Source organism: Ruegeria sp. C9 (genome assembly GCF_056537585.1).
The window spans coordinates 22,378-36,137 of sequence record NZ_JBQFRU010000009.1 but is presented as its reverse complement, the minus strand read 5'-3'; the positions used below and the strand labels follow the sequence as shown (position 1 = coordinate 36,137).

Genomic DNA, 13,760 nt, shown 5'->3' with positions numbered 1-13,760 from the left:
TCAGAACAGGCTCTAACCAAGTTGTTTGCCGTCGTTCAGACCTCGTTTAAGGCCCCAAACGATAAGCATTGTGGGCGGAGAAGGTAATATTCGTTGCCCGTTGATGGTTCGCGTCGTAGCCTCATCCTTACCTTTAACAAACGGTTCAATGCAGATGGATGGGCCCAAACCGCCAGAACCGGCACCGCCTGCACATATTGCAAAGCAGGATTTAAGCGAGCGAGTGGGCGCGCGAGTACGCCGGGCGCGTCAAATGCGAGGCATCCCGCGCCGGATCCTGTCTGAGAACTCGGGCGTTTCCCCACGCTATTTGGCACAGCTTGAGGCGGGTGAGGGCAACATCTCGATCGGCGTGTTGCACCGTGTCGCACAGGCACTGGATTACAAAGCCGAATGGTTGATTGCTGAAGATGATCCGTGGGATTCGGATGCTTTGCAGATAGTTGAGCTTTTCCGACAAGCCAGCGACGACGTCAAAGAAAGCGTCAGGCGTGCATTGCAACCTCACTCAGATGAGGATGCACGTGCGCATCGGGTTTGTCTGATTGGATTACGCGGAGCGGGTAAGTCAACTCTTGGCGCTATGCTGGCCGCTGCACAAAGACTGCCGTTTGTTGAGCTCACAGCCATGATTGAAGAGATGGCCGGCATGCCCATGTCTGAAGTGATGGCGTTCTACGGGCAAGACGGGTATCGCAATCTGGAAGCGCAGGCGCTGGATCGGGTGATTGCAGAGCATGATCGGGTCGTGCTGGCAGTCGCGGGCGGGATCGTATCAGAGCCTTCGACCTATGCGACCCTGCTTGGCCGGTTTCACACCATCTGGCTGCGCGCGTCACCGACCGAGCATATGGACCGCGTGCGCGCCCAAGGCGACGAACGCCCGATGGCTGGAAATCCCAAGGCGATGGAGCAGCTCAAGAACATATTGGCCAGTCGCGAGGCTTTGTATGGGCGGGCAAATGCGCAGCTGGATACATCGGGCAGGGCGCCCCATGTTTCGCTGAACGAGCTGCGCCTACTGATTGAGGAACAAGGTTTCCTGATCGAAAAATTGGGTTCTATTTAGGATCTTTCAGCCAATCCTTTTCAAATTCCACCCCGTCCAGTTCCGCAAATCGCCGTACCCGGTCCAATTCGGCCTGCAGGCGGCGGGTTCTTGCGTCAGACCAACGCACCGACCGTTCTGGCCATACGGATCGGACTTGCAACAGTCCACGGTCTCGCTGGGCCTTCATGTCGATGCGTCCGATCAACCGGTGCCCCTCAAGCAACGGAAAGACATAATAGCCGTAGGTACGCTTGGGTTCGGGGACGAACACCTCGATCCGATAGTGGAATCCGAACAACCGCTCGGCCCGGTTCCGGTCACGCAACATAGGGTCAAAAGGGCTGAGAACTCTGATCCGGCCCGGCGCATCGGGCAGCTCTGTAGCGTGTTCACATAGACCGGGGCGGGCGAACACTTTTCGTTCCCGCCCGTCTGCGCATTCGACGAAGATCTCTTCGATTTCACCCTGTGTTAGAGCCTGTTGACACCAGGATTTTGCCTCGGCAGCGCTTACCGTATCCCAGAACGCGGCAAGCTCTCCCGATGTGGCGAACCCCAGCCGGTCGAGTGCGGCGTTACACAACCAATCCACAGTTTCATTTGAGTCGCAGTGCAAATTGCCGGGGCAAAGTTGAGTTTCTATAACCCGCTCTGTCAGGTCATAGCGTTTCTGAAACCCATCGCGTCCAACCACGGTCAGCGCGCCGGATCGCCAGAGATATTCCAGCGCGGTCTTGGATGGATGCCAGTCCCACCAACCGCCAGATCCCTTTTTCTCGTCTTTTCCCACATCGGACGAGCCAACCGGACCATGGTCGCGGATATGTTGCAGGACGGTTTCGAACTTTTGCTCAAACCCGTCACGCCGCCAGTTCTTCCAGCGAGCTTTCAACATGTCGGCATCGCGCAGGAACCGCAGATGCCAATGGCGATAGAATTCCATTGGGATCACCGCCGCATCGTGCGTCCAATGCTCAAACAGCGCACGGTCGCGTTCGTAGAGCTGCTTGAGGTAGCGCGAACGATAGCTGGGCTTACGCGCATATAGGATCATGTCATGCGCGCGGGCGACGGTGTTGATACTGTCGAGCTGGATAAACCCTAAACGATGGATCAGCTGTAACAAGTCATCGCCTTTGGAACTTCCAGTAGGCTGCTCCAAAAGCGCGTGCCGATCCATGAACAGCGCCCGCGCCGCGCGGTTGTCCAGACGTTGCTGCGCCATCTGGCGTTATCGCCGTTTCAGCGTGTCGCCATAGCTGATCTTGGGGGTTAGGGTAACGCGGGTTTCAACCTCGGAATCCGGATCGGCCAGCTTCGCCGCAATGATCTCGGCCGCGGTGCGCCCAATCTCGGTCCGGCAGGCATCCATGGTGGCCAGCTTGCGTGGTAGTCCCTGCAGCAGCTCTACGTTGTTGAATCCGGCCAATCCGATCTGACCGGGCACATCGATCCCTTGGTCCAGCAAATACAGCAGCCCACCCGCGCCGATCATATCGTTGGAATAATACAGAAAATCCAACTCGGGCGAGCGTTCCAGCATCGCTTGTGTCATCTCGCGCCCCTTGGCCAGCGCTGAGCCACCCGAATAAAATTCACGGTCCTCAATCTCGATCCCGTGCTTGCCCAATACTTCGGTGAAGCCTTCGAACCGTTTACGGGCACGGTGGTCTAACGGCATCTTGGTGCCCATAAACCCGATATGCTCATAGCCCGCCTTCAGGATTGCCTGTGCCATTTCGCGCCCGGCGCGGCGGTGAGAGATTCCCACCATCGCATCCACCGGTTTGCCATCAGTATCCATGATCTCGACCACTGGTATGCCAGCTGAATCCAGCATAGCGCGCGCGGCTTCGGTATGCTCAAGCCCGGCAATGATCACGCCTGAGGGCCGCCACGAGAGCATCTCGTACAGCACTTTTTCTTCTTTTTCTGGCAGATAGTCCGTGACGCCAACCACCGGCTGCAGTTCAGTACCTTCCAGCACCTGATTGATACCGGTTAGAACTTCGGGGAAGACCATATTTGACAATGACGGGATGATCACAGCGACCAGATTCACCCGGCTTGACGCCAATGCTCCCGCGATCTTGTTGGGCACATATCCCAGCTCTTTTGCGGCGGCCAAAACACGGGTACGGGTGGCATCCGACACATCCCCGCGATTACGTAGCACCCGGCTAACGGTCATTTCGGATACTCCGGACGCTTCCGAGACATCACGAAGGGTAAGCGGGCGTTTTGTTTCTGTTGTCACCGAGATACCTGCATTGTTTGTTTGGCCGATGGTAGCGTGAACAGGGCGAATTGTTCAACTGTTGTGCAAAGCCCATGACAATCTGAAAAAACCCCGCTAGAGAAAACGACGCGCGGCCCCGTGGCTCAACTGGATAGAGCAGCCCCCTCCTAAGGGGCAGGTTGCAGGTTCGAATCCTGCCGGGGTCGCCAAGCTTTTCTGAACGTACCCGATTAAATGCGTTACAGACCAAGCGTTCTAATTCTCTGCCCTTTGGGTGACGAAGGAATTATACCCTCGTCACTTCTTGCCGGGTGTGCCGTCGAATTTCTTTTCGATGTCGCTCCAACAGTCGATGTAGTCGTCCTGCAGCGGTGCCTCATTGGCGGCGAACGCTGTGAGATGCTGCGGAAAGCGGGTTTCGAACATGAAGGACATGGTGTTTTCCAGCTTGTCTGGCCCCAGGTTTGAATTCGACGCCTTTTCAAAGGCTTCGCGATCCGGTCCATGGGGCAGCATCATGTTGTGCAGGCTCATACCGCCGGGAATAAAGCCCTGCGGTTTCGCATCATATTGGCCGTAAATATTGCCCATCAGTTCGGACATGATGTTCTTGTGGTACCAGGGCGGACGGAAGGTATCTTCCATGACCATCCAGCGCTCGCGGAACAGAACAAAGTCGATATTTGCGGTGCCGGGCTGGCCTGAAGGTGCGGTTAGAACGGTGAAGATCGACGGGTCCGGATGATCGAACAGGATGGCTCCGACCGGGCAATAGGTACGCAGGTCGTACTTAACGGGTGCATAGTTGCCGTGCCACGCCACTACATCCAGTGGGCTGTGACCGATCTTGGTCTGGTGAAGCTGGCCGCACCATTTGACGGTCACGGTTGAGGGCACCTCGCGGTCCTCAAACGCCGCTACCGGGGCTTTGAAATCACGCGGGTTGGCCATGCAGTTGGCACCGATCGGACCGCGGCCCGGCAGTTCGAATTTCTGGCCGTAGTTTTCGCACACGAACCCGCGCGCAGGGCCTTCCACAACTTCGACCCGGTAGACAAGACCGCGGGGGAGAATGGCAATTTCCTTGGGTTCGAGGTCGATGATCCCCAATTCGGTGTAGAATCGCAGAACGCCCTCTTGCGGCACCACCAGCAGCTCGGAGTCAGCCGAGAAGAAGTAATCATCCTGCATCGAAGTGTTCACCATATAGATATGGCTTGCCATCCCGACCTGAGTGTTCACATCCCCGGCAGTGGTCATGGTGTGCATGCCCGTGACCCAGGTTGTCTGTTCACCGGTATGGGGCACCGGATCCCAGCGGTACTGTCCCAAGCTGACAACGTCAGGATCGACATTGGGCGCTGATTTCCAATAGGGAACATCGATTTTTTCATAGCGATGTGAATGCTTTACTGACGGGCGGATACGATAGCACCAGGTGCGCTCGTTCTGGTGCGAGGGTGCCGTAAACGCAGTGCCTGAAAGCTGCTCACCATAGAGGCCGTAATTGCATTTCTGCGGGCTGTTCATACCCTGGGGCAGAGCATCAGGAAGCGCTTCGGTTTCGTAATCGTTGCCAAAGCCCGGCATGTACCCTTCGTGCGGCCCTTTCAAGGATGGGGCAACTGTCATGCGTTCATTCTTGGTCAGCTCATTCATTTTGCACGTTCCTTCCGGACAGATACGATCGAATTTAATCGGTGTGGTAATAGTTGACTTTGTAACTAACAAGCGTGACGGGAAGGTATCTTCAAAAAAGATGAGTTTGATTTGCAGGAAATTGCCATAGCCTTGCACCATGTCCTTCTTAGACTGGCAAAAGGTAGTGCAACAGAGATTGTTAATTCCGGTAGCTACGGGTCGATTCTCGGGGTCAAACAAAGAAATTGACTCAGACAGGCCAAACCAGTCTGATTGTACATCGGTCAAGTGACCGGAAGTGCCAGGGGTTCAAATTTTATGGAAATTTTGGTGCCCAGGAGAGGACTCGAACCTCCACGTCCATACGGACACTAGCACCTGAAGCTAGCGCGTCTACCAATTCCGCCACCTGGGCAGGTGTCGTGGAGGGGCGTTTAAGCTGACTGGCAGGGGGCGTCAACCAGATTCGGGGGGTTTTTGAAAGTTTTTTGATGCGTGCCCCAACTTCTGGTTCACGCGACGGATTTTCAGAGAAGCGCGGCGTTATTGCGCCTTGTTCGACGGGCTCGTGGGCGCTAGATCAATTCAGACCAAGACAGCAGGAGCGCCATCATGTCGAAACTCGTCACGATTTACGGTGGATCGGGCTTTGTCGGCCGATATATCGCGCGGCGTATGGCTGCCGAAGGCTGGCGTGTCCGCGTCGCTGTCCGGCGGCCCAATGAAGCGATGTTCGTCAGACCCTATGGCGCGGTTGGTCAGGTCGAGCCTATCTTGTGCAATATCCGTGATGACGCCTCGGTCGCTGCAGCGATGCATGGTGTGGACGCAGTGGTGAATTGCGTAGGCGTATTGAATGAGCTGGGCAAGAATGCGTTCGACGCAGTGCAGGCCGAAGGTGCCGAACGGATCGCCCGGCTGGCGGCCGCTCAGGGTATCGACCGCATGGTTCATATCTCGGCCATCGGTGCGGATCCCGAATCCGACAGCGAATATGCGCGCACCAAAGCGCAGGGCGAGGCGGGCGTTTTGCAACACATGCCGGGTGCCGTCATTCTGCGCCCATCAGTCATTTTCGGCACCGAAGACCAGTTTTTCAACCGCTTCGCAGGAATGACACGGATGAGCCCGTTCCTGCCGCTTGTTGGGGCGGAAACGAAATTTCAACCTGTCTATGTCGATGATGTTGCGCAAGCGGCAGTTCAAGGCGTTCTGGGCAAAGCGTCTGCCGGTGTTTATGAACTGGGCGGGCCAGAGGTAAAGAGTTTCCGCGCCTTGATGCAGCAGATGCTCGACGTAATTCATCGCCGCCGGATCATCATCGGGATGCCTTTCTGGGCGGCGAAAATTATGGCGGGTGTGTTGGATATCGCGAAGTTCGTCAGTTTTCAGTTGTTTCCGAACAATATCCTGACCCGTGACCAGCTTAAAAATTTGCGGCGCGATAATGTGGCGGCGGATGACGCTAAAGGTTTTTCAGACCTCGGGATCGAGCCCGCAACGTTGGAGTCGGTGCTGCCAGAATATCTGTGGAAATTCCGCCCCGCGGGTCAGTATGACGATATTCAGAACTCGGCCAAGAACCTGCGCATCTGATCAGCTATAGGCAATCACCAGCAGGATTGCTCCGAGGATGACCCGGTAGATCACATAGGGTGTGAAACTGACGCTGCGCAGAAGCCGCATCATCAGGTTAAGCGCGAGCAGAGCCGAAACAAAGGCGAAGGCTGCGGCAATCGCGCCGTCCTTGGCCAGCTGTGTGTCCGCCTCACGGACGACGTCGACCGAAAGCAGGACGCCCGAAGCGACAATCGTTGGTATCGACATCAGCATGGCAATCCGCGCACCATCTTCGCGTGTATAGCCAAGCTGGCGAGCGCCTGTGATCGTAATCCCCGAGCGTGAAGTCCCCGGGATCAAGGCCAACATCTGCCACAACCCCATGATCATTGCGTCCTTTAAGCCCCAGTCCGAACTACGTTTGGTTTGTACCCCCTTTTGATCCATCCAATACAGCACTAACCCGAAGCCAAGCATCGCCCATCCGATGACGGCGACTGAACGTAGAGTCTGCTCAAGCCCCGTCAGGTACACGATCCCGCCCGCAATGACTGTCGGAATCGTGGCGATGACCAAGCCCAGTGCCAACCGCGCCTGAGGCGTCTCAATTCGTCCTCGGATAATTTGGGGTATCCCGGCTAGGGCTTGTTTCACATCTGACCAGAAATAAAGAATAACCGCGCCAAGTGTTCCTACATGGACGGCGACATCGATTGCCAGGCCTTGATCAACCGCGCCAGTCAGGCGGGGCAACAGGATCAGGTGCCCTGATGAAGATACAGGCAAGAATTCGGTGACGCCCTGAATGATCGCCACAAGAATCAAGTGAAAAAGGCTCATCTGCTCTGCCGGTACCGTGCTCGTTTTGTTGAGAACAATGGGTATAAGCGGGCAACGGGAAAGTGAAGTGCTCAGATAGGTCCGAATCGGAACTAAAAACACGACAAATTTCTCTGAAAAAACATCGAGCGATGCAGTTTTCTCAATATAGGTCAGTACCGTTGACTTTTCATCCAGAATGACATCACTTAAAGAACCCTGACCAAGCCAATTCATGGAGTCTGACCCGTGGCCAAGCAACCGATGCTGAAATTTGTGCAGATCGATCGTGTCATGCCTGAAAAGCGTGCCGCCAGTGACCGCAAAGAGGACTTCGATGAAATCTATGCCGAGTACGCCGCGGAGAAGGCGGCCGAACAGGCCAGCCGATGCAGCCAGTGCGGAGTGCCCTATTGCCAGTCCCATTGTCCGCTGCACAACAATATCCCTGATTGGCTGAACCTGACGGCAACCGGGCGGTTGGAAGAGGCGTATCAAACAAGCCAGGCTACCAACACTTTCCCTGAAATCTGCGGTCGCATTTGCCCACAGGACCGTCTGTGCGAAGGCAATTGCGTGATCGAGCAATCAGGCCACGGTACGGTCACCATCGGCTCGATCGAGAAATACATTACCGATACAGCCTGGGATAAAGGCTGGGTCAAACCCGTTCAGCCCCGTGCCGAGCGCGACGAAAGCGTGGGTATCATTGGCGGTGGACCCGGTGGATTGGCTGCGGCGGATATGTTGCGCCGGGCGGGTATTCAGGTCACGGTCTATGATCGATATGACCGTGCGGGGGGGCTGCTGATGTACGGCATTCCCGGATTCAAGCTGGAAAAGGATATCGTCCAACGCCGAAATGACCTGCTGGCAGATGGTGGTGTTGCATTTGAGCTGAACTGCGATGTGGACGCCGCGAAATTCGCGGAAATCCACGCGAAACATGATGCGGTGATTATTGCAACGGGCGTCTACAAATCCCGTGATCTGTCCATGCCCGGCAGCGGTCTGGGTGGGATTGAAAAGGCGATCGATTTTCTGACAGCCTCGAATCGCAAAAGTTTTGGCGATGCGGTTGATGACTTCGACAATGGCCGCCTGAACGCGGAAGGTAAGAAAGTGGTCGTCATCGGCGGGGGTGATACCGCGATGGATTGCGTGCGCACGTCGATTCGTCAGGGTGCGACGTCGGTCAAATGCCTCTATCGTCGGGACCGCGCCAATATGCCGGGCTCGCAGCGCGAGACCCAGAATGCCGAGGAAGAAGGCGTGATCTTCGAATGGCTTAGCGCACCCAAAGGCTTTACCGGCGATGAGCAAGTGAACGGTGTTATGGTGCAGAAGATGCGCTTGGGCCAGCCCGATGCCTCGGGCCGTCAGGCTCCCGAAGTGATTGAGGGCGCAGACTATGTCGAAGAGGCCGATCTGGTGATCAAGGCGCTTGGCTTCGAACCCGAAGACCTGCCCACCTTATTCGGCCAACCTGATCTGCCTGTGACCCGCTGGGGTACAATCAAAGCTGCGTTCCAGACCGGTGCAACCGAGATGGAGGGCGTTTATGCCATCGGCGACATCGTGCGCGGTGCTTCGCTGGTGGTCTGGGCGATCCGTGACGGGCGCGATTGCGCAGATGCCATAATTGAGCGTTTTAACGCCAAATCCGTCATCGCAGCCGAGTGAAACAAAACGCAAAAGCAATTCGAAAAATCCCGGCGGGTATGCGTTCGAAAGCGAACGCCGACAGATGAACAAAAGCCTGTGTGCCCCCTTGGGAAGAAGGAGACAGCCAATGACCAAATATGATGCCGATTGGGTGCGGGCCGAAGAAGCCAAGCGCAAATGGATGGCAGAAAACGGTCTCTATTCAGAGGAAGAAGAACATTCCTCGTGCGGTGTGGGCCTTGTTGTGTCCGTCGATGGTAAGCCGTCACGCAAGGTGGTGGATGCCGGGATCGATGCGCTAAAGGCAATCTGGCATCGCGGCGCGGTGGATGCGGACGGTAAAACCGGGGATGGCGCAGGTATCCATGTGCAGATCCCGGTCCCATTCTTCTATGATCAGATTCGTCGCACGGGTCATGAACCAAACTTGGATGAACTGATTGCTGTCGGTCAGGTTTTCCTGCCCCGCACGGATTTTGGCGCGCAGGAACAGTGCCGGACCATCGTGGAAACCGAAGTTCTGCGCATGGGTTACTATATTTATGGCTGGCGACATGTGCCGGTTGATGTGACCTGTCTGGGCGAAAAGGCCAACGCGACCCGGCCCGAGATCGAGCAAATTCTGATCTCGAACTCCAAAGGCGTGGATGAAGAGACATTCGAGCGTGAGCTCTATGTCATTCGTCGCCGTATTGAAAAAGCGGCGCTGGCCGCAGGAATCTCGGGGCTGTATCTGGCATCGCTGTCTTGCCGGTCGATCATCTACAAAGGCATGATGCTGGCCGAGCAGGTCGCTGTTTTCTACCCCGACCTGATGGATGAGCGGTTCGAGTCTGCTTTTGCCATTTACCACCAGCGCTATTCGACCAACACGTTCCCGCAATGGTGGCTGGCTCAGCCCTTCCGTATGTTGGCCCACAACGGTGAGATCAACACGCTGAAAGGCAACATCAACTGGATGAAAAGCCACGAGATCCGCATGACCTCGGACAGCTTTGGCGTCTATGCCGAGGATATCAAACCGATCATAGCGGGCGGATCGTCGGATTCCGCCGCATTAGACTCGGTATTCGAGGTCTTGGTGCGTGCTGGGCGCTCGGCGCCGATGGCGAAAACCATGCTGGTTCCGGAAAGCTGGTCCAAGCAAGCTATCGAGCTGCCGCAAAGCTGGCGCGACATGTATTCCTACTGCAATTCAGTGATGGAACCTTGGGATGGCCCTGCTGCGCTGGCAATGACGGATGGCCGCTGGGTATGTGCCGGTTTGGATCGGAACGGTCTGCGCCCGATGCGCTATGTGGTAACCGGCGATGGTCTGGTTATCGCGGGCTCCGAGGCGGGTATGGTGCCGATTGATGAGGCCACCGTGACCGAAAAAGGCGCGCTGGGACCGGGCCAGATGCTGGCTGTCGATATGAAAAAGGGCAAGCTGTACCGCGACAAGCAGATCAAGGACAAACTGGCCCGAGCACTGCCGTTTGGCGACTGGGTCGGCAAGATCAACGATCTGGACGAGTCACTTGCGGGCGTGACGGAACACCCGAAATTCATCGGAGAAGAACTGCGCAAGCGTCAGATCGCGGCCGGGTATTCTGTAGAAGATCTAGAACAGATTCTTGCCCCGATGGCAGAGGACGGCAAAGAGGCGCTGGCTTCGATGGGGGATGATACGCCCTCGGCTGTTCTGTCCAAGCAATACCGCCCGCTTAGCCACTTTTTCCGGCAGAACTTCAGCCAGGTGACGAACCCTCCGATCGACAGTTTGCGTGAATACCGTGTGATGTCGCTGAAGACGCGGTTCGGCAACCTTAAGAACGTGCTGGACGAAGACAGCAGCCAGACCGAGATCATCGTTCTGGAAAGCCCCTTTGTCGGCAATGCACAATGGGACACCCTGGTCAATCAACTGGGTTCACCCCTTGCGGAGATCGATTGTAGCTTTGAACCCGGCCGAGGCGCTCTGAGCGCCGCCTTGGCACGTGTTAGAGCCGAAGCAGAGGAAGCCGTGCGCTCGGGCGCGGGTCACTTGGTTCTGTCTGACATGAATTCAGGGCAAGGTCGTGTGGCGATGCCGATGATCCTGGCCACCAGTGCTGTGCATTCGCATTTGACCCGTCAGGGTTTGCGGACCTTTTGTTCGCTGAACGTGCGGTCTGCTGAATGTGTTGATCCTCATTACTTTGCGGTTCTGATCGGCTGTGGCGCGACTGTTGTGAACGCCTATCTGGCCGAAGATTCACTGGCTGATCGCATTGACCGTGGTCTGCTGGACGGCACCCTGACCGAAAACGTTGCGCGCTATCGCGAAGCCATCGACCAGGGTCTGCTGAAGATCATGGCCAAGATGGGTATTTCGGTGATCTCGTCCTATCGCGGTGGTCTGAATTTCGAAGCCGTGGGTCTCAGCCGCGCGATGGTGGCCGAGTATTTCCCGGGTATGACCAGTCGTATCTCCGGCATCGGTGTCACCGGCATTCAGACCAAAGTCGAAGAAATTCATGCCAAAGCGTGGGACAGCGGTCTGGATGTTCTGCCCATCGGAGGTTTCTACAAAGCGCGTAAATCGGGTGAGACCCACGCGTGGGAAGCAACCTCAATGCACATGATGCAAATGGCCTGTAACCGCGCCTCATATGAGCTGTGGAAACAGTATTCGGCCAAGATGCAGTCCAATCCTCCGATTCACTTGCGCGATCTGATGGATTTCAAGCCGCTGGGCAAGCCGGTGCCGATCGAAGAGGTCGAATCGATCACTTCAATCCGCAAACGCTTTGTCACTCCAGGCATGTCGCTGGGCGCGCTCAGCCCCGAGGCGCACAAGACACTGAACGTGGCGATGAACCGGATTGGCGCGAAGTCGGATTCCGGCGAAGGTGGTGAAGACCCGGCGCATTTTGTGCCTGAACCCAACGGTGACAACCCTTCGGCCAAGATCAAACAGGTGGCCTCGGGCCGGTTCGGCGTGACCGCCGAATACCTGAACCAGTGCGAAGAACTTGAGATCAAGGTGGCCCAGGGTGCGAAACCGGGTGAGGGCGGTCAGCTGCCGGGTATGAAAGTCACAGACCTGATCGCGCGTCTGCGGCATTCTACCAAGGGCGTGACCCTGATCTCACCGCCGCCGCACCACGACATCTACTCGATCGAGGATTTGGCGCAGCTGATCTATGACCTGAAACAGATCAACCCGCGCTGCAAAGTGACGGTTAAGCTGGTGGCGTCCTCGGGCGTTGGCACGATTGCTGCCGGTGTGGCCAAGGCGAAAGCCGATATTATCCTTATTTCGGGTCACAATGGCGGCACTGGGGCCTCACCTGCGACCAGCATCAAATATGCCGGCCTGCCATGGGAAATGGGCCTGACTGAAGCCCATCAGGTTCTGGCGATGAACAACCTGCGCGACCGTGTGACTCTGCGGACGGATGGTGGCCTGCGCACCGGTCGTGACATCGTCATGGCCGCGATGATGGGCGCTGAGGAATACGGCATCGGTACCGCCGCCCTGATCGCAATGGGCTGTATTATGGTGCGTCAGTGCCAGTCGAACACCTGTCCGGTGGGCGTGTGTACGCAGGACGAATCGTTACGTGCCAAGTTTACTGGCAACGCGGACAAGGTGGTGAACCTGATCACCTTCTACGCACAGGAAGTGCGAGAACTGCTGGCTAGCCTCGGCGCACGTTCGATTGACGAAATCATCGGTCGTGCTGATCTGCTAGCACAGGTCAGCCGCGGATCGGCGCATCTGGATGATCTGGACCTCAACCCGCTGTTGATCACCGTCGATGGCGCACATGATATCGTCTACAACCGCGACAAGGATCGTAATGCAGTGCCGGATACGCTGGATGCCGAGATTGTGCGCGATGCGGCGCGATTCCTGAAAGACGGTGAGAAGATGCAACTATCTTACGCGGTGCAGAACACGCATCGGACCGTGGGTACACGTGTCTCAAGCCACATCGTCCAGAATTTCGGCATGCGGAACACGTTCCAGGACGATCACTTGCATGTGAAACTGCAGGGTTCGGCCGGCCAGTCGCTGGGGGCTTTTGCCGCTCCAGGTCTCAAGCTGGAGGTCTCGGGTGATGCCAACGACTATGTCGGCAAGGGGCTTTCGGGCGGCATGGTCGTCGTACGTCCGCCGCAGGTGAGCCCGCTCAGGGCGGAATATAACACCATCATTGGCAACACCGTCCTATACGGTGCCACCGATGGCCACCTATTTGCGGCAGGCCGCGCAGGTGAGCGGTTCGCGGTGCGAAATTCAGGTGCCAGAGTGGTGATCGAAGGCTGCGGCTCGAACGGATGTGAATACATGACCGGCGGCGTTGCGGTTATTCTCGGCGATATCGGTGCCAACTTTGGTGCGGGGATGACGGGTGGTATGGCTTATCTGTACGACCCCGAAGGCAAGGCCGAAGCGCTGATGAACATGGAGACGCTTGTCACCTGTCCGGTGACAGTGGACCATTGGGAAGATCAGCTGAAAGCAATGATCGAGCGCCATGTCGCAGAAACCAATAGCCGCAAAGCCATTGATATCTTACAGCATTGGGATGTGGAAAAGACCAACTTCCTGCAGGTTTGCCCGAAAGAGATGTTGAACAAGCTCAGTCATCCTCTGACCACCGAGGTGGCGGCGGTTCCTGCAGAATAGGTCTTGAGAGATCTAAATCTTTGGCCCGGCGTGTCGTTCCCAACACGCCGGGTATTCTTTTGTCTGGCCATATTGTTTCCAATTCTTGTGTAATGCCGTGCATAACGCCTAGCTTTAGTCATAGT

General features: G+C 56.4%; 8 protein-coding genes and 2 tRNA genes. 5 read left to right on the top strand and 5 right to left on the bottom strand.

Annotated features, from left to right (window positions below; translation table 11 throughout):
• Positions 1-103: 103 nt before the first annotated feature.
• A complete protein-coding gene (locus ACR0NE_RS20075; RefSeq protein WP_480780092.1) occupies positions 104-1,069 on the top strand; it encodes a helix-turn-helix transcriptional regulator in 966 nt (321 codons plus the stop codon).
• On the opposite strand, the gene ACR0NE_RS20070 is transcribed toward ACR0NE_RS20075, so the two are convergent.
• The gene (locus ACR0NE_RS20070; RefSeq protein ID WP_170598578.1) at positions 1,062-2,276 is read right to left on the bottom strand and encodes a DNA glycosylase AlkZ-like family protein; all 1,215 of its coding nucleotides are present in this window, start codon (positions 2,274-2,276) and stop codon (positions 1,062-1,064) included. The genes ACR0NE_RS20075 and ACR0NE_RS20070 overlap by 8 nt on opposite strands.
• Positions 2,277-2,282: 6 nt before the next feature.
• Positions 2,283-3,308, bottom strand: a complete 1,026-nt coding sequence (locus ACR0NE_RS20065) for a LacI family DNA-binding transcriptional regulator (protein ID WP_170598581.1) — start codon at positions 3,306-3,308, stop codon at positions 2,283-2,285.
• Between the two features lie 114 nt (positions 3,309-3,422).
• Here ACR0NE_RS20065 and ACR0NE_RS20060 point away from each other — a divergent pair.
• Positions 3,423-3,499 (top strand) — tRNA-Arg (locus ACR0NE_RS20060).
• A gap of 88 nt (positions 3,500-3,587) precedes the next feature.
• Here ACR0NE_RS20060 and hmgA read toward each other — a convergent pair.
• Together hmgA and ACR0NE_RS20050 are read right to left on the bottom strand one after the other, a co-directional pair.
• On the bottom strand, positions 3,588-4,949 hold the full coding sequence (hmgA, locus tag ACR0NE_RS20055; protein ID WP_170598584.1) for a homogentisate 1,2-dioxygenase: 1,362 nt from the start codon (positions 4,947-4,949) through the stop codon (positions 3,588-3,590).
• A 310-nt stretch (positions 4,950-5,259) separates the two neighbouring features.
• Positions 5,260-5,346 (bottom strand) — tRNA-Leu (locus ACR0NE_RS20050).
• Positions 5,347-5,543: 197 nt separating this feature from the next.
• Here ACR0NE_RS20050 and ACR0NE_RS20045 point away from each other — a divergent pair.
• A complete protein-coding gene (locus ACR0NE_RS20045) occupies positions 5,544-6,527 on the top strand; it encodes a complex I NDUFA9 subunit family protein (protein WP_170598587.1) in 984 nt (327 codons plus the stop codon).
• Here ACR0NE_RS20045 and ACR0NE_RS20040 read toward each other — a convergent pair whose 3' ends face one another.
• The gene (locus tag ACR0NE_RS20040; RefSeq protein ID WP_170598590.1) at positions 6,528-7,331 is read right to left on the bottom strand and encodes an undecaprenyl-diphosphate phosphatase; all 804 of its coding nucleotides are present in this window, start codon (positions 7,329-7,331) and stop codon (positions 6,528-6,530) included. It lies immediately after the preceding gene.
• A 228-nt stretch (positions 7,332-7,559) separates the two neighbouring features.
• Here ACR0NE_RS20040 and ACR0NE_RS20035 point away from each other — a divergent pair, with 228 nt between their 5' ends.
• Positions 7,560-8,993 (top strand): NAD(P)-dependent oxidoreductase, encoded by a 1,434-nt coding sequence (locus tag ACR0NE_RS20035; RefSeq protein ID WP_170598593.1) that lies wholly within the window; start codon positions 7,560-7,562, stop codon positions 8,991-8,993.
• Between the two features lie 109 nt (positions 8,994-9,102).
• Positions 9,103-13,635 carry a glutamate synthase large subunit gene (gene gltB, locus ACR0NE_RS20030; RefSeq protein ID WP_170598596.1) on the top strand — a complete coding sequence of 1,511 codons (4,533 nt, stop codon included), beginning with the start codon at positions 9,103-9,105 and terminating at the stop codon, positions 13,633-13,635.
• Positions 13,636-13,760: the final 125 nt, after the last annotated feature.

Excerpts from the sequence above, each read along its gene's own strand:
- ACR0NE_RS20070 (WP_170598578.1), bottom strand. The coding sequence starts at position 2,276 with ATGGCGCAGCAACGTCTGGACAACCGCGCGGCGCGGGCGCTGTTCATG.
- ACR0NE_RS20075 (WP_480780092.1), top strand. The coding sequence starts at position 104 with ATGGTTCGCGTCGTAGCCTCATCCTTACCTTTAACAAACGGTTCAATG.
- ACR0NE_RS20045 (WP_170598587.1), top strand. The coding sequence starts at position 5,544 with ATGTCGAAACTCGTCACGATTTACGGTGGATCGGGCTTTGTCGGCCGA.
- ACR0NE_RS20040 (WP_170598590.1), bottom strand. The coding sequence starts at position 7,331 with ATGAGCCTTTTTCACTTGATTCTTGTGGCGATCATTCAGGGCGTCACC.
- hmgA (WP_170598584.1), bottom strand. The coding sequence starts at position 4,949 with ATGAATGAGCTGACCAAGAATGAACGCATGACAGTTGCCCCATCCTTG.
- gltB (WP_170598596.1), top strand. The coding sequence starts at position 9,103 with ATGACCAAATATGATGCCGATTGGGTGCGGGCCGAAGAAGCCAAGCGC.